Source organism: Rufibacter hautae (assembly GCF_008271695.1).
Taxonomy (GTDB): domain Bacteria; phylum Bacteroidota; class Bacteroidia; order Cytophagales; family Hymenobacteraceae; genus Nibribacter; species Nibribacter hautae.
This window is the reverse complement of record NZ_VKKY01000001.1, coordinates 2,028,332-2,044,298: the sequence shown is the minus strand read 5'-3', so window position 1 is coordinate 2,044,298 and position 15,967 is coordinate 2,028,332. Positions and strand designations below refer to the sequence as shown.

At 50.8% G+C, this 15,967-nt stretch carries 16 protein-coding genes; 6 read left to right on the top strand and 10 right to left on the bottom strand.

Translation table 11 applies throughout. The annotated features are described in order from the left end of the window. Positions 1–30: 30 nt before the first annotated feature. The 4 genes from FOA19_RS08005 to FOA19_RS07990 form a co-directional block, all read right to left on the bottom strand. Entirely contained in the window at positions 31–279 is a 249-nt protein-coding gene (locus FOA19_RS08005) for a YetF domain-containing protein (protein WP_190300320.1), read from the bottom strand. 148 nt (positions 280–427) lie between these two features. Further along, the gene (locus FOA19_RS08000) at positions 428–844 is read right to left on the bottom strand and encodes a SpoIIAA family protein (RefSeq protein WP_149090212.1); all 417 of its coding nucleotides are present in this window, start codon (positions 842–844) and stop codon (positions 428–430) included. A gap of 40 nt (positions 845–884) precedes the next feature. Then, the gene (locus FOA19_RS07995) at positions 885–1,301 is read right to left on the bottom strand and encodes an STAS/SEC14 domain-containing protein (RefSeq protein ID WP_149090211.1); all 417 of its coding nucleotides are present in this window, start codon (positions 1,299–1,301) and stop codon (positions 885–887) included. A gap of 324 nt (positions 1,302–1,625) precedes the next feature. Then, the gene (locus FOA19_RS07990) at positions 1,626–2,048 is read right to left on the bottom strand and encodes an STAS/SEC14 domain-containing protein (RefSeq protein ID WP_190300319.1); all 423 of its coding nucleotides are present in this window, start codon (positions 2,046–2,048) and stop codon (positions 1,626–1,628) included. Between the two features lie 553 nt (positions 2,049–2,601). Between FOA19_RS07990 and FOA19_RS07985 the strand changes: the two genes are divergently transcribed. Then, on the top strand, positions 2,602–2,982 hold the full coding sequence (locus tag FOA19_RS07985; RefSeq protein ID WP_149090209.1) for an Hsp20/alpha crystallin family protein: 381 nt from the start codon (positions 2,602–2,604) through the stop codon (positions 2,980–2,982). Positions 2,983–3,130: 148 nt separating this feature from the next. After that, positions 3,131–3,688, top strand: a complete 558-nt coding sequence (locus FOA19_RS07980) for an Hsp20/alpha crystallin family protein (RefSeq protein ID WP_149090208.1) — start codon at positions 3,131–3,133, stop codon at positions 3,686–3,688. Positions 3,689–3,766: 78 nt separating this feature from the next. Here FOA19_RS07980 and FOA19_RS07975 read toward each other — a convergent pair whose 3' ends face one another. Continuing rightward, the gene (locus tag FOA19_RS07975; protein ID WP_149090207.1) at positions 3,767–4,000 is read right to left on the bottom strand and encodes a hypothetical protein; all 234 of its coding nucleotides are present in this window, start codon (positions 3,998–4,000) and stop codon (positions 3,767–3,769) included. Positions 4,001–4,160: 160 nt separating this feature from the next. On the opposite strand from FOA19_RS07975, the gene FOA19_RS07970 reads away from it, so the two are divergent. Next, entirely contained in the window at positions 4,161–4,931 is a 771-nt protein-coding gene (locus FOA19_RS07970; protein WP_149090206.1) for a hypothetical protein, read from the top strand. A gap of 104 nt (positions 4,932–5,035) precedes the next feature. Here the strand turns inward: FOA19_RS07970 and FOA19_RS07965 are convergent, their stop codons facing one another. Further along, positions 5,036–5,350 (bottom strand): SH3 domain-containing protein, encoded by a 315-nt coding sequence (locus tag FOA19_RS07965; protein WP_149090205.1) that lies wholly within the window; start codon positions 5,348–5,350, stop codon positions 5,036–5,038. 771 nt (positions 5,351–6,121) lie between these two features. Here FOA19_RS07965 and FOA19_RS07960 point away from each other — a divergent pair. From FOA19_RS07960 to FOA19_RS07950, 3 genes are all read left to right on the top strand, one after another. Further along, positions 6,122–6,556, top strand: a complete 435-nt coding sequence (locus tag FOA19_RS07960; RefSeq protein ID WP_149090204.1) for a GNAT family N-acetyltransferase — start codon at positions 6,122–6,124, stop codon at positions 6,554–6,556. Between the two features lie 131 nt (positions 6,557–6,687). Then, positions 6,688–7,380, top strand: a complete 693-nt coding sequence (locus FOA19_RS07955; RefSeq protein WP_149090203.1) for an alpha/beta fold hydrolase — start codon at positions 6,688–6,690, stop codon at positions 7,378–7,380. Beyond that, positions 7,373–7,783 carry a septal ring lytic transglycosylase RlpA family protein gene (locus FOA19_RS07950; protein ID WP_149090202.1) on the top strand — a complete coding sequence of 137 codons (411 nt, stop codon included), beginning with the start codon at positions 7,373–7,375 and terminating at the stop codon, positions 7,781–7,783. Before FOA19_RS07955 ends, FOA19_RS07950 begins: the two co-directional genes overlap by 8 nt. 593 nt (positions 7,784–8,376) lie before the next feature. Here FOA19_RS07950 and FOA19_RS07945 read toward each other — a convergent pair. The 4 genes from FOA19_RS07945 to FOA19_RS07930 all read right to left on the bottom strand — a co-directional run bounded on the left by FOA19_RS07945 (position 8,377) and on the right by FOA19_RS07930 (position 15,829). After that, a complete protein-coding gene (locus tag FOA19_RS07945) occupies positions 8,377–9,309 on the bottom strand; it encodes a 1-phosphofructokinase family hexose kinase (protein ID WP_149090201.1) in 933 nt (310 codons plus the stop codon). Positions 9,310–9,571: 262 nt separating this feature from the next. Then, positions 9,572–11,587, bottom strand: a complete 2,016-nt coding sequence (locus FOA19_RS07940) for a M13 family metallopeptidase (protein WP_223808777.1) — start codon at positions 11,585–11,587, stop codon at positions 9,572–9,574. Between the two features lie 387 nt (positions 11,588–11,974). After that, the gene (nagA, locus tag FOA19_RS07935; RefSeq protein WP_149090200.1) at positions 11,975–13,126 is read right to left on the bottom strand and encodes an N-acetylglucosamine-6-phosphate deacetylase; all 1,152 of its coding nucleotides are present in this window, start codon (positions 13,124–13,126) and stop codon (positions 11,975–11,977) included. A gap of 267 nt (positions 13,127–13,393) precedes the next feature. Beyond that, entirely contained in the window at positions 13,394–15,829 is a 2,436-nt protein-coding gene (locus FOA19_RS07930) for a TonB-dependent receptor domain-containing protein (protein ID WP_149090199.1), read from the bottom strand. Between the last annotated feature and the right edge of the window lie 138 nt (positions 15,830–15,967).

The following is a 15,967-nucleotide window of genomic DNA, read 5'->3' as shown; positions in this document are numbered from 1 at the left end:
CCTATGAGGATTTAAGAAACTCCAGGCTGCTCACTTGTCTTCTTTGAAGACCACACTGCTATTGCCGCTGCAATCCAGGCAGGCGTTTTCTATTCTGGCTACATCAACCGGGCCTCCCTTCGTGCGCAAGACTTCCATAATGTCATTCTCTGTGATGTTATGCGTCTGCATCTGCTCTTGCAGTAACTTTCCGTCTTTCACCAAGGGTGCATCCCAACACGTATTCCAGTGTTTCCATTTTTCCCCAAACGAGTGAAAGGAGAGAGGTTTACGACCCAAAAGCATCTCTCTACATGACGCTCTGCGGACCCTATGCCTGTGTTTTAGGCCCTGATTCTAGAAAACAGCCCCAAAACACCTCCGGGATTCACCGGATTGCCTGAGAAAGAACAAAGCAACTGGAGTCACCACCAGAAGTTATGCAATTCTAGAACTCCTGCATAAGCCAGCGCATGGCTTCATTTTCTTCCTCAAAATTCTTTACTTCCATGTCGCCGAGGTCACCGGCACGCTGGATGAGGAAGTCCACGGAGGCTACCTGTTCTTTGTCTTTTGAGGGGATGATGGCCATCCGCCGCAGAGGACCAGCCAACATAGAGGGCACTATGTTCTCAAAGATCCATTGGGTGTCTTCTTCAGAGAAAGCTTTCATGTTCCGATCATGGGCCAACCAGCGGGTTAGCTTATATTTCTCCATCACGTGAGAACAAAGCAGAAAAGCCTCCTTCAAATCTTCACTGCTCATTTTCCCTTGCCAGACAGATAGGCCTAATGAGCGGTCCTGGTCATATTGTACCGTGAAGGCATTACTCTGGTAATAGGTGGAGGGCAGTTGTTCAAACATGTCGTTAAAGTAAAAAGAATACCTCAGGAATGGGGTACTTCTAAAAGTCCTGCATCAGCCAGTCAAGGGCTTCTTCCTCACTCTGGAAGTTCTTTAGCACTAAATCATCTAAATCGCCGGCGCGCTGGATGAGGTATTCAATGGCTTCTACCTGGCTTTGGTCTTCAGAGGGCAAGAAGGCCATGCGGCGTAGCGGGCCACTCAGGTAAGAAGGCACCACGTGCTCAGAAACCCATTGGGTGTCTTCGGCAGAGAACGCTTTCAATTTACGGTCATCGGCGAGCCAGCGGGTGAGGCCGTACTTGTCCATGACATGGGCACAAATGAGTAAAGCCTCCTGCAGGTCTGCACCGGTCAATTTGCCTTTCCAGACGGCCATGCCCAGGGAACGCGCCTGGTCATAACGCACAGAGAAGGCTTCGCTTTCATAAAAAACGGAGGGTAAGGTTAAGAACATCAAATAGTTATAAAATACTACAGCTGCGTACGGGGGAAGGCAGTCTCTTTTGTATTAGTCTTGCTGGTTAATTTAAGTATATAATTTTTTCAGGGTGCCCGCCGGCAAGGAATGGGGTGACTACTTGCAGAGGTATGGGCAGATTTTCAAGAAGGGGTTAAAAAATAATAACCAGGGCGCTATTTTATCTAATAAGCTCGCCAAAGGCTCTTCCTTTTGCAAGCTTTTCCTTCCTTTCTCTTGGGTACAAAGGTACACCTTAACTTCTTTCCAAATTGAGAGAATCCCTGAAATCTTTATTGGATTTTATACTTTGCCCTAAATCTATGCCTGGGAAGACACAGACAAAGGTGCCATAAGCCACCGCAAAGCTTCTTTCTCATTGTCAAAATCACGCATGGTAAGATGGTCCAGACCACCGGCGCGGTGCAAAAGTTGCTCCACCGCCATCTTGTTGAACATATCTTCAGAGACCAGGGTGGCCATGCGGCGCAAAGGACTCTGCAGCATGCGCGGGATGATGTTGCTCAAAAACCATTGCTGGTCTGCCTGCCTGATGGCTTTCATCTTGCGGTTATCAGCGAGCCAGCGGGTGATACCTTTTGACTCCATCAGCTCCAGACATTGCAGAACAGCTTCTCTAAGTTCGGGGCTACTAAGAAAACCATTCCAGACGGCGTAGGCCGTGGCAAGGTCCTCGTCATAACTTAGGGTAAGTCCGGTGGTTTGATAATAGATCTTTCGCATTGCGCCTGTCATAGCACAGCCTCCATAGGGCAAGACAACTCCGGTTACATTTGTCCCGCTCCCTATCTGGCTATCTGGTGAAATATTTCCTCCAATTTACCTCTTCTTAACACCTGTGCCCGGGTATTCGCTTGAACACCTCATTTCTACAGGACCCATGCCCGCCTTGTCACCTTGGCTTTTCTTGAGGGGTTGGTTGCAGCAGAGCAATCGTTGCACAGTATACTTTTACTTCTCCGCTAGCCTATAGCTGCTTTCTAGCTACCCTCCGGCCATATGACACTATAGAAACTGTACGTAGATATACCGCCAAAAGACGGTTAAATACGGTCTTTTCTTCTAACCAGGGCATTATTTTTACTTTTTGCGGGCATCTTGAAGCGGTTCTGATTTGCTGCCTTTTAACGGCTTTAAAAACCTGCCAAAATTACGTCTTTTGCGTTTCGCCGGTTGCCATTATGTCTTAACACTGCTCTAAAAGGCCTTCTGAAAGCATTGGTATGCCGTTTGCAATATGCCTCCTAGAAAACATCGACCGGAGGAGGAGAAGCAGATGAAACTGATTAAAGATAAAAAGTTCTTAAAGAACGTAGCGCATTATATAGACCTGACCAACACCTTAGGCGGAGGCACCGTGCAGCCGCAGGTGAAAATGGTGAAGCATAAAAAAGAGGCGATCTTACAGGTGGTACTGCCTGGCGTATCTGCCGAACAATTCCAGGTGATTCTGGACAAAAACCAGCTCACCGTAATGGCCTTGCACCAGAGTGAACAGCACCCGGCCATGCAGATGCCGCTGTTCCACCAACAATTCCTGTTACCGCCTTATGTAGATTTCAACCATCTGCAGGTGGTACACGAAGGCAAGAAACTGCGGGTGCATATTCCGTACCTGCCGCAGGGCCCCAGATTACTGGAGATTGAACAACGTTAAACTTTCAATATAAAAAGGAGAACCGGACGGCGTTTCGGGGCTCCTTTTCCAAAACCCGGCTTAAAACGGCCCTCGTGAGTGAAAGGAAGCTATTACAAGAGGCAGCACTTGGCCTGCCAATGTTTCACAATTTAAAGAACTTAAAGCTATGGCCATTCAACGTTTTGGAAGCGGCTTTGACGACATGATGCCGCAGACCTTCAGCAGCATGCTGGACCGATTCTTTAATGATTCTGTGAATAGCCGCGAGCGGCTGAATAGTTTCAGCCCGCAGGTAGACACCTGTGAAACCGAGAAAGGGTATGAAGTGGAGATGGCCCTGCCCGGACTCAAGAAGGAAGACATCCACCTTGACTACCAACAAGGCAGACTTACCATCTCTGGCGAGCGGCGCTTCAACAAGGAGCAGAAAGACAAGCGCTACCACCTGGTAGAAAGCCAATACGGGTCATTCAGCCGGTCTTTCCAGTTCCCAGACACCGTGAGACCAGAAAACATTGAGGCGGTGTTTGAAAACGGTATCCTGCACGTGCGGGTGCCTAAAGACGAGCAGAAAACTGCCCGCCACCGCATTGAGGTACGCGAAGGCAGTAACCAGCCTATCCAGATAGAGCAAAACGCCGATAACCAGGGAGCAGACGCCAAAGGGAACACTTCTTCCCGCAAAAAGCAGGCTTCCATGGCCACTGAAAACGGCAACAAATAAGAAGGCTTTTGCAAGACCCGCAAACAGAAAGGCACCACTAGTGTGGTGCCTTTCTGTTATCTATCAGGTGCAAGCAAACTAGCCTTGCTTGCCGGAGCTCATAGCGGCGTTGCCGTTTCCGGCGCTGTCTGGGATACTGCCCGGGTTGAAGGAACTTCTGGAAGTCTGGCCCGGAGTGGCTGGAGCGTTAGATCCGCCGCCCGAGAGGCGGGTAGTGGTTCCTTCCGCGGAAGCGCCCGCCTTGTTCGCACGTATGTAATACACGGTGACAAACAAAGCGATGATCAATAAAATACACAATGCAATGAACATAGTAGAATCAGGTTAAGTAAAACATAAGGCTTCTTTCTTTTACTTGGTTTTCTGCCTGCTGTTGCGCTTTACGGCCGCTTCTTCCAATTTACAGGGCCTTTTTGCCTTTTTTTATTTAGCTTTATCATACAGTGTCCACTTTTTTCGTTTACTTTTTGCTATGATAAAAAAATTATATTTACTGGTTTTCCTTTGCTGGATGGGGGCACAAAGTGGTTGGGCTCAAATCAATGGCACCACCTCGGGGCAACCTTACTTTATAGAATTGCACAACGGGCAACGCGTGTACGCAAGCCGGCTCCAGTTCAAGAGCCCTGTCTTTAAACAGAACTTCTTCCTTTTAGACGATTCTCTCAAATATGCCCCGGAAACGGTGAAGTATTTCCAGAGCCAGGAAGGTTTCTTTGCCCGCGTTGACGCCGGACGGCGCTTCAGTAACTTCGCCCAGCGCGAACAGGCCGGGCGCGTGTCTACGTACTTTGTGTACCGCACCGACTATAACTCCTATGGCCCCGGCATTGGCGTAGGGTATGGCGGCTACGGAGGGTACGGCATGGGCGGATACGGAATGGGAGGTTACGGTTACCCAACCCAGCGCCGCGTGTACTATTTCCAGAAGGAGAATGAGCCTTTGCAGCCTCTCACTTATAAAAACCTACGCACCGCTCTTTCTGACAACCCTGGCAGCGTGGAAAGCCTGCAGGACTACAAACGCGGGCAGAACATACAGACGGGTATTTACGTGGCGGGTGCGGGCTTAATGGTGGCTGGCGTTACGCAGCAGTTCCGGGGCGGGTCTAGCAGCGGCAAGATATCTCCTTTGCTGCTCATCGGGGCAGGGGTTTCCTTAATTCCGCAGCTCCTGCGCCTCGTGAAAAAAGACCAGCTCGCCGAGGCCATTGACATCTACAACTACACTCCAAAAGAATAGAGGCTAAGTGCTCTATAAAAGCAGAGGGCCCACTCAACGTTGAGTGGGCCCTCTGCTTTTTACGGGTTGGAGCCGGAAGCTGCCCCGACCCTCATCTTTGCGGCTTAGAGCTTGGCGCTTTTATTGGGGGCGACAGGTGTTTTAGCGGCAGTGGCCTTTTTGGCTTTTTTGGCCTTTAGATAGGTGTTCAGGACATAGCCTGCCTCTCCGTCAATCTGCACTAGAGACCATTCATGGTTTTGTTTCCGCATGACGATGATCTCGTCTTCAGAGCCCAACAAACGCATCACCTCGCCGCCAATGGCAGGCTGACGGTACATCTTAACTTTCTCTGTATTCACCCGGCTGGTAGGACCTTGGGCGAAAGATGTTACTACTTGCATGCAAACGAGGGCGAGAATGAATAATAAACGTTTCATAATTATTTCTTTTAAATGAGTTAAACTGTTAATAACAAACCTTAATACTTTTCATTTTTTGACTTAAACAAACACCTTTTATTAGGGAAAAGGACGTAAAGATCCAGGGCATAAAAAATGCCTATTTTAACAATGTATGTTTTCTATGTTTTTGTGTTATATTCTAATAGATGCAGAATCTAAAAGAAGGTTGCTTGCGGATGATAATTTTTTTTCTTTTTATTTCAGCTTGAATTTATCCTCTCAACAATCCTGTATTTGATCCACCCAAAGGTCATTCACTGGTTCCTAATAAAGGTTTACAAGTTACATGCCACTTTATTAAATAACTGATTTACAGCATTTTAACTCTTTACCCCTGTCTACAATGTGCGATGCCGGACACAACACTATTTAAAATCGGACACTTTTTGCACGCTGCGCTACCAGAATAATTTAAAAAGCACATCCTTATTAATTCAGAAAGTCTGCATGCAGACAGAAAATTATTTTTTAAACATTTAAAGCAACAAGTGAAGTCATGTATCTACATTTACTAGCAGCAAGAATAACAGCCCTTAATTACCTGCTATTTTCAGAAAATTTGACTTCTATTTACGGGTCATCAACGCATCAAATATAGAAGGGCTATTTTCTAAAAACCAGCGCATAAACCCTAATTAACAGATATTTAACTTTATCAGAATTAAAGGGGCATTCTTTAACATTTTGTTAGCATTTGTTTTACCCCTGCCATGCACTTCCTATTTTTGAGGCTTAGATGAAGACCCCATGGCTACACCTTTCCAAATAAGGCAGATATCTGAGTTGGCTGAGATGCTGCAGCAGTTCCCCTTGATCCAGTACCTGAACCCCAACATGGAGCCAGAGCGCTATGAAACCCTGTTACGGCTTATGTTGCCCCAGCAATACCGCATGGTAGGCGTTTTTGATGGGGATACCTGCCTGGGGCTCTCGGGGTACTGGATAGGCACCAAACTGTACAGCGGCAAGTACCTGGAGATAGACAACTTTGTGGTGGATGAGCAGTACCGCTCTCAAGGCATAGGCAAACTGCTGGTAGACTGGCTCACCGCCGAGGCCACCAAAAACCAATGCGAGACCTTGATGCTGGATGCCTACGTAGGCAACAACGCCGCCCATAAATTCTACCTCCGGGAAGGCTTCGTGATCAAAGGCTTCCACTTACTGAAGATTTTGGGCTAGTCCAAAGAAGTCATCACTTGGGAAAGCAGCCTGAGCGACAACCCACAGGACCTGTTTCGCGGGCATTTTCCTAAAATCAGGGGTAAAACGAAACGTTTGGTTAGAATCCTTCAGAACGCTTACCTTACAGCATGGAACCACTGCTTTTGTTACACGGCGCTTTAGGGGCCAAAAGCCAGTTTGAGCCGCTGCTGCCGCTGCTTCCTAAGCAGGTGCCGGTGTACGCTTTGAACTTGGCCGGCCACGGCGGAGAACCTTTCCCCAATGGCCCGTTCACCATCGCGTACTTCGTTCAACAACTGCTTACCTGGTTAGAGGAACAAGACCTGCCGCCCGTGCAGGTGTTTGGCTACAGCATGGGCGGCTACGTTGCCTTGGAGGCGGCTCGGCAGAGACCAGACCGCTTCGCCAGCATCTTTACCCTCGGCACCAAATTCAATTGGACTCCGGAAACCGCCCAAGGGGAAACCGCCAAACTCCGCCCCGAAGTCATTTCTGAGAAAGTACCGGCTTTTGCCCAGATTCTCCAACAGCGCCATGCCCCGCAGGATTGGGCGCAACTGCTGCGCCACACCGCAGACCTGATGCTGCAACTGGGCCAAACGCCTTTGCTCTCTGCGCAAGAATTAGCCCAGATCAGCGTTCCTGTTTGCGTAGCCGTTGGCGACAAAGACCAGATGGTTTCCGTGGAAGAAGCCTTGGCCGCTTACCGGCAGTTGCCCAAAGGCCAGCTGCATGTGGTACCCAACACCAAACATCCGCTGGAACAACTTAACTGGCCGCTGCTGGCCAGTGCTTTACAACATTTCTTCTCCTATGCCTAAGCTTACCCTTTTATTCCCCCGCCCTCTCTGCATTTTACTTTTATTGGCTTTGCTCACCACCAACTGCACCACCAAGGCTCCGTCTTTTGGGGAGCGGGGCTACACAGAGAAAGGCAAAGCCTCTTATTACTCAGATAAACTAAGGGGAAACAAAATGGCCAACGGTGACCGCTATAAACCCGGCAAACGCACGGCTGCCCACAAGAAACTGCCCTTCGGGACCAAGGTGAAAGTAACGAATCCGCAGAACGGACGTTCCGTGAAAGTGCGCATCACCGACCGCGGCCCATTCGCTCCCGGCCGCATCATCGATTTGTCTAAATCGGCGGCTCGCAAGCTGGATATGGAGAAAAGCGGTGTTGTACCGGTGCAGATGGAGGTGGTGAAGGAAGGGAGAAAGTAAGCATCTTGACTTTTTGATGGGTTGTGGGTAATAGTCTTACTTGAATGATTCGTGCTTCTTTATCAATCTGCACTCGTAGTCTGCTTTTGCTGGCGTAGCGCCGCAGTTTGCGTGGATGCATAAGCTGTGTTGTTGCATTGCTGGGCTCCGAGCGCTCACGGCCGCGAGGCCCCGCCTTCCGGCATCGCGCTGCGCCAGCTTCCTTTGCTCCCTTGCGGTCGCAATGCCTGCGGCACCGGAACCTGACAAGGCGCTCAACCGAAAGGCTGGAATTGGAAATGTGCCCACTAAGCGGAGATTCTCCCTTTGATGGGAGCGAAGAGGGGTGTTTACAACTGCTTTCCCAATTCCATGGTTCAAGTCTGTGACTTGGACCCATTATTTGGGTAGTTTGCAACTGCCCTGAGGCGCGAGCCTCAAATTACTTCTGCGATATTACTCGCTGGCGCGAGTTTGCAGCTCGTGTCCGCACGTATTTCTGAGCAGTCTTGCAGCAAATTTTCTATCCGCTCTGCCGCACTTGCAAGAAGCATCATTTTAAGCCTGATTTCTTAAAAACGACTTCAAAACAAAACCCAAATTCCTTTCTAACCTTACCGGCGGGCTTTGAGCCATTGGTAGATGCTGTCTACATCTTGTTTGCGGCAGAGTTCTGAGCCGGGGGTCATGGTGGCGGCGGTTCCGGCGGCTACGCCGTAGCGGATGACGTCAGACAGAGGCCAGTTTTCCTGCAGTTTCAAGACCATAGCACCTACCATGCTGTCGCCGGCCCCTACGGCGCTTTCCTGTTTCACGGTGGGCGGTACCACGTAATCAAATCCTTCTTTGGAGGCCAGCATGGCGCCCCTCGGCCCTAAAGACACCACCAGCACCTGGCTCTTGCCTTCCTCCAAGACTTGGGTGGCCAAATCTTCCTGTTCCTGCGCCGAAATCACTTCTTTGTTGGCCAGCGCGGCGAGCTCGTTCAGGTTAGGTTTGAGCAGGTAAATGCCTTTGCCGGCCGCTTTCATCAGGGCTGCGCCCGAGGTATCCACTACCAGTTTGAAGCCTTTTTTGGAGGCCAGTTCAGCTACCTTAGCATAGAAATCATCGGGTACACCCGGCGGATTGCTGCCGCTGGCAATCACAAACTCGGGCACCTCCTCCAAGTCTTCCAATGCCTGTAGCAGTTGCCGCCACTCGGGCTCGGAGATCTGGGGGCCGGGCATGCCAAACCGGTACTCCTGCCGAGAGGAAACCTCAAAGACAATCAGGTTCTCGCGGGTAGATTCCTGGCAGCTGAACTTCCTGAAAGACACCCCTTCGTGGTGGAGAAGCTCTCCCAGTTTCTCGCCCGTGTGTCCGCCGGCCAGAAACCAGGCACAGGATTCCCCGCCCAGTTTTTTGATGGCCCTGGAAACGTTGATGCCCCCGCCACCCGGCTCAAACACGGGTTTCTCGCAGCGCAGTTTTTTCTCGGGGGCCACCGTTTCTATTCGGGTGCTTTTGTCAATGGCGGGGTTCAGGGTGATGGTGATGATTTTCATAGTTCAGGTGTTGGTTCAGGTGTTGTTCTGGCAACACCTGTTTTCAAATTGTAAATACCAGAAGGTATAAGTTTCGTTTAACGGCTACTTTTTGAAAAATGGTTCTAAATTTCTTTTACGGATGTATTTGGCTTGCTTTCAAAGAAATGGTAGAAAGTTGTGATTTCTGCTGCGGCATTTCTTTACAGGTAAGTAAAAAGGCCAGCCTACTATTACGTTAGGCTGGCCTTTTTACTTACCGTGACACCTTAGCGCGGCATTGTTACCAGATTTTCACTCTTTTCTCAGGAGCCAGGTACAAGGAGTCGGTTGGTTTCACATTGAAAGCGGTGTAGAACTCAGGGATGTTCCGTACCACGCCGTTCACCCGGAACATGTCTGGGGAGTGCGGGTCTGTGGAAACCTGGTTGCGCAGTGCTTCTTCCCGGGCTTTATTCAACCAGACTTGCGCCCAACTGATAAATACCCGTTGCTCGCCGGTATACCCATCCAAAACAGGGGCAGGCTTTCCGTTCAAGCTGTTTTTATACGCTTTCAAGGCGATGCTTAAGCCGCCCAAGTCTCCAATGTTTTCACCTAAGGTAAAGGCTCCGTTCACGTTCAGATCAGGGAATACCTTGAACTCATTGTATTGAGCAACCAGCGCATTGGTGCGTTTTTTAAATTCCTGTTGGTCTTGGTCTGTCCACCAGTTGCGCATGACGCCGTTTCCGTCAAAGGTGCTGCCCTGGTCATCAAACCCATGCCCAATCTCATGCCCTATTACGGCTCCAATACCACCATAATTCACCGCATCTTCAGCATTCATATCAAAGAACGGAGGCTGTAGAATGGCGGCCGGGAAAACAATCTCATTCAACGGCGGGTTGTAATACGCGTTCACGGTTTGAGGGGTCATGCCCCATTCGCTGCGGTCAACGGGTTTGCCTAGTTTGTTCACGTTGCGCTGGTACTCAAAAGCGGTGGCCCGCTGCATGTTCCCGTACAGATCATGCTTGGCTACTTGCAGGGCTGAATAGTCGCGCCATTGGTCAGGGTAGCCAATCTTAGGCGTGAATTTGCTTAGCTTATCCAAGGCCTGTTGTTTGGTGGCCTCGCTCATCCAATCTAACTCTTTGATGCTGCTTTCATATGCTTTGATCAGGTTACCCACCAGCACCTGCATCCGTTCTTTGGCCTGAGGTGGAAAATGCTTTTGGACATAAACTTTCCCTACCATTTCGCCCAGACTGCCATTTACCACATCCACAGCCCTGCGCCACTGCGGCCTTTGCTGCTGTACGCCGTATAGGGTCTTCCCATAAAATTCAAAGTTTTGATTTTCCAGGGCAGACGTTAGATAAGCAGCACCAGAATTAAGAGCGCTCCATTGCAGATAGGTTTTCCAGGTAGAGAGCGGAGTGGTTTTTACAATGTCATTGACGGCTTTCATGTAGGCCACCTGTGTTACCACAATGCTGTCTTGCTTTATGCCGGCTTCCTGCAGAAAACCGTTCAGGTCAACAGCAGGCATGAGGGCTGCCGCATCTTTGACGGCATATTTGTTATAAAGCGCCACTATGTTGCGGGTGTCTTCCTTTTTCATGTGTTTGGAGGCCATACGCGTCTCCAAGGCCATGATTTGAGAAGCTTTTTCCTTGCCTTTAGCTACACCCGCCAACGTGAACATTTTCTCAATGTGCGCTACGTATTTATTTCGGATGTCCTTTGACTTGGCATCATTGAGGAAATAGTACTCGCGCTCCGGCAAGCCCAAGCCACCCTGCCAAGTCATCAACATGTATTGTTTGGGATTCTTAAGATCTGTTTCAACCGCCACATTGAACGGAACCCTACCGCCATACTTGTTCATATAGGCGAAATGCCGCACCAAATCTTTCTGCGTGCGAATAGCGTCTATTTTCTGAAATTCTGCCCTAAGCGGTTTTATGCCGATAGAATCACGGGCTTGCAGATTCATATAAGACGCGTACAGATCCCCGATCTTCTGTTCTTCTGAACCTGCCGCAGATGTGCCAGCGGCGGCGGCTTCTATAATGGCCTTTATGTCTTCCTGCGCTTTGTCTACGATAAGAGACCAACTCCCAAAAGCAGCTTTGTCTGCCGGAATCTCCGTTTTCTTCATCCATAGTCCATTGACAAACCCTGCGAAGTCATCACCGGGTGCTACCGTAGTATCCATGTTGGCCATCAGAATGCCTGACTGCAGTTTACTTTCAGCCGCAACTGGCGTGGCTTCTTGTGTAGTGGCAACGGCTTGTTGGTCCTTAGTAGTCATGGCCTTGTTGCAACTTACTGCCAGAACGCCTGCAAGTACAAGAAAGGAAATTCCTGAAGGTTTAAGAGTATTTTTTAACATCATAACAGATTAGGAAAGGTTAAGAAGAGAGGCCATCATGCATCACAGGAGAAGGAAAGACTCGGTGAAGCGGCTGATTCTTGAATTGAATAGTTTATTGTTCAACTTAAATATCAATCCAATATAATATTAATATTTCAACATCCAATTTACCGGGAAATCAAGCTAAAAATAAGATGGCTGAGGAAAAGCTAAATCCCTCAACCCTTTGGAATGCACAGCCTCATTCCTCTCGGTTCTCTTTGGAAAAGGGTTTAAGAAAGTAAAAGGATGTTTTGCAGAAAATGCCCCTAAAACGCTTGGACGTTACTTCTGGCGGAGCGTTACTTCCTGCCCGTCTACCCATACTTTCTGCAGCTGCAATGCCTTGTCCAACACCACTAGGTTAGCGGACGCGCCGGGTAGCAGTTGACCTACTTTGTGCTCCAATTTCAGGACTTGGGCTGGATAGAGCGTGGCCATTCTGATTGCCTCGTCCAGCGGCAGACCAACCAGATTCACGGTGTTCTGCACGGCCTGCAGCATAGTCAGGGCAGATCCGGCCAGGCGGCCGTCCTCGGTTTCGCAGCGGCCGTTGCGGTAGTACGCCTTAAAATTCCCGAAGTCGGTGAACAGGATATCTGAGCCCACGCAGGCGGCGCAGTCAGAGATCAGGAGGAGCTTCTCGCCCAGCATCTTTTTGGCCATCCGTACGGCGTACGGGTGGCAGTGCTCGCCGTCCACAATAATGCTGGTCCAGGCTTGGCCGTAATACAGCGTGGCCGCGGCCAGGCCAGGTTGTTTGGTGTCAATGCCGCTCATGGCGTTGTAGAGGTGGGTCACCGCGGTCACACCGTTCCGGAAGAAGTGCAGGGCTTGGTCATAGGTGGCTAGGCTGTGCCCCGCCGAAAGCACGATGCCACTTTCCACTAATCGCGCCAGGACACTTTCCTCCACGCATTCAGGCGCCAGGGTGAGGTAGGTGATCACATCTTTGCCCGCTTCCAGCAGCACGTCCAGTTCCTCATGCGTGGCCGCCCGGATGCAGGCGGTGTCATGCGCGCCGGCTTTCTCCATATTGAAGAACGGTCCTTCCAGGTGCATGCCCAGAAAGATGCTGGGCTGCTGTTGCATGGCTTCGCGCACGGCCGTGATGGTCTCCAGAATCTTGTCCTGGAATGCCGAGATCACTGTGGGCAAGAAGCTGGTAGTGCCAAACTGCAGGTGCGCATCCCGGATGGTGCGCAGGCTCTCCAGCGTAGGATACTGCGTAAAGTAAACCCCGCCGCCGCCATTCACCTGCAGGTCCACGAAGCCTGGGCAGATAAAACCCCCTTCGGCATCCAGCACAGTCACATCATCGGGAAGTTGGTCATCGGGCACCAGCCCAATGATCTGTTCATCTTCAAACAAAATTGCGTGATTTTGGGTAATGGTGTGCCCCGAGTAAATGGTGCCGTTGGTAAGAGCAAAGCGCATGAGCCTGAGTTTCTATTTCGGGCAAATTTCAAGAAAACAGCCCGAAAACAGCGCAGTCCTCTTCTGTTTTTCGCCTCTTTCCTAAAAATAAGGTTAAAAACAAGCACACCATCACTGCCTTTTACAACTGAAAGGATCTTGTGGGTGAATTGAACTAGCCGCACTTAGTACAGGCTAGTTCAATTCACCCACAAGATCCTTCCAGGAGGACAGAATCGATAGTAATTATTCTCTCACCCACTCATTCACTCCATCACTCAATAAAAATCACTCTCCCTGCTTCACATCATCGTTGCGGATGGCTTTCTTCTTGCGAGCTGATTTTCCTGCGCCCTGCTGCCCGAATTTGTAGTCAAATCTGAGGCGCACGGAGCGGTTGAAATTGCGGTTCTCGTTCGTCTGGGTGAAGGTGGCGGTGCGGGTCTCGGTGCCGTAGTTGATGGACCTGGTGAACGGGTTGTTCACGCCCACGCTCACGCTGCCTTTTTTGTTGAACAGCTCCTTCTTTACCGCGAAGTTGTAGTACTGCCAGGAGAGCGCCCGGCCCTGTAGCGTGACGCGGGGCGAGTTGAAGCCGCCAGTGAACTGCGTGCTCAGTCCTTTGCCCAATTCATAGCCGGTGGTCACATTGAGGTTGTACTGCCAGCCGGTGTTCTGGGTGCCCAAGCCCTGCAAACGGTTGTAGTACACGTTCAGGTTGCCGTTGAGACTTAAAGCCGGCACCAGCTTGGTGGAGCCAGACACGTTGAGGCCGTAGCTCAGCAGTTTGCCGGCGTTCTCAAACGTGTTCTGCGCCACGCCCTGGTCTATGCCCAAGGTCACCTGCTGGATGGCGTTATCAATCTTCCGAAGGTACAAGGCAGTGGTAACGGAACTGGTCTTGAAAAACGTACTATAGCCCAACTCATACAGGTGCGTCAGCTCGGGGTCCAGTCTGGGATTGCCGAAGAAGACGCTCTTGGGATCTCGGTTGTCGCGGTACGGGTTCAGAAGGAAAATGTGCGGCCGCTGGATGCGCTGCGTGTAGCTGGCCTTGAGCGTGTGGTTTTCCTTAAGCGTGCGCGACAGCGTGCCGTTGGGAATGAGGTTGCCGTAAGTCTCCTCCAGAAACGTGTTGGTGCTGGTGAAATCGCCTTTGATGCGGGTTTGCTCATACCGGGTGCCGGCTTTCAGGTTGTATTTGCCCATGGTCAGGCCGTAAGAAAGGTAACCAGCCACCACATCCTGCTGGTACTGGAACATGTTCTCCTCGGGTGCGGCCTGATTCTCCAGCGGGTACCGAATATCGTACTGGGCATCACTGTCGGCACGGCGGAGGATGGTTTTAAGCCCGGTCTCCAGGGTGGCTTTGTCTGTAAGCGGATGCGCGTAATCGGCCTGAAAAGTAAACTCGCGGTTGCTGTTCTGGTTGGTGTTGCGCTGCAGGTAGAAAAGCTGGTCCTCACTGTTGAAGCGGTCCTGGTTCACAAAGTTATCGTGGTTTGACTGGCTGAACTGCGCCAACAGGGTGAGTTCCTGCTGCGGCTTGAAAATATGGGTGTAGTCTAGGTTCACATCCGTGCCCAGGGGGATGAACTGAAAATCACTGGTATTGCGGATGTACGGCAGTGCACCTGGCTGATCTGTGGTGGTTTCCTGCGCGCTGCTGCCCTGGTAACGCCCGGTGTTCATTTGCAGGCCCACGGAGAACAGGTTGAGCGAGTCCAAGTCATAGTCAAGGCCCAGTTGAAAGGAACCGCCCCCGCCGTGCACCCGCCCATCGCCGGTCTGGAGGGTGATAATGTCACCGCCCTCGGCCACCTCGCGGCGGTACATGCCGTAGCCTTTGGGCACCGAATATTTGAAACTGCCCAGATTCAGGTTGAGGCCCATTTTGCCCCGTCGCGCGCTCAGGTTGGTGAAAGCACTGCTGTTCTGGGTGCCCACTGTGAAACCCGCGCTACCGTTCAGGCCAGGCACTGCGTTCTTTTTGGTGATGATGTTGATAATGCCGGCCGTGCCCTCGGCATCGTACTTCGCCGATGGACTGGTAATCACCTCCACGCTTTTGATCATCTCCGCCGGAATCTGTTTGAGGGCATCGGCGAGGCTAGTGGCCATAATAGTAGAGGCTTTGTTGTTGATGAGCACCCGCACGTTAGCGGAGCCCCGCAGCTGCACATTGCCGTCCACGTCCACCGAGAGCGACGGCACTTTCTTGAGCACATCGGCGGCGTTGCCACCCGTGTTGGTGATGTCCTGATCGGCGTTGTACACCAGGCGGTCTACTTTGTCCTCTACCAGCGGTTTCTGCCCCACCACCGTTACCTCCTGCAACTTATTCACCGCCGGACTCAGCGCCACACGTCCCACTTCCACCTCTTTCTCTGTAACCGACACCCCGTGGATGCTTTTGGCCTGGTACCCGATAAAACTGAACGTAAGCTGATACACCCCCGCAGGCACCTTACTGAACGTGAACCGGCCCCGGTCATCAGTTAAAGTCCCGTCTACCGACACGTTGCTGTCTTTTCGCAAGAGCGCTACCGTGGCGTATTCCACCGGCTTCCCAGACACAGAATCAACCAGCACGCCAGAGATTTTACCAGTACCTTTGGCGGGCGCATTGGGGAGAGAAGGAACCGCGTTTTGGGCCCACCCGGTAACCGTACAGTTGAGGCATAGGCATAGCAGTCCCAGCAGAAAGAGGGCTCTTTTTTTCATAGCAATGTTGGATGAATTGGAAGGATAGAAAGGAGGAGTAACAGCAGAGGAGAGTGCCGGTGCAAGGCGGCAGGGTCTTTTTATGCTGTTTTCAGGAAATCGGCCTAAAAACGATTATCAGGTAATAACTTAAGGCAG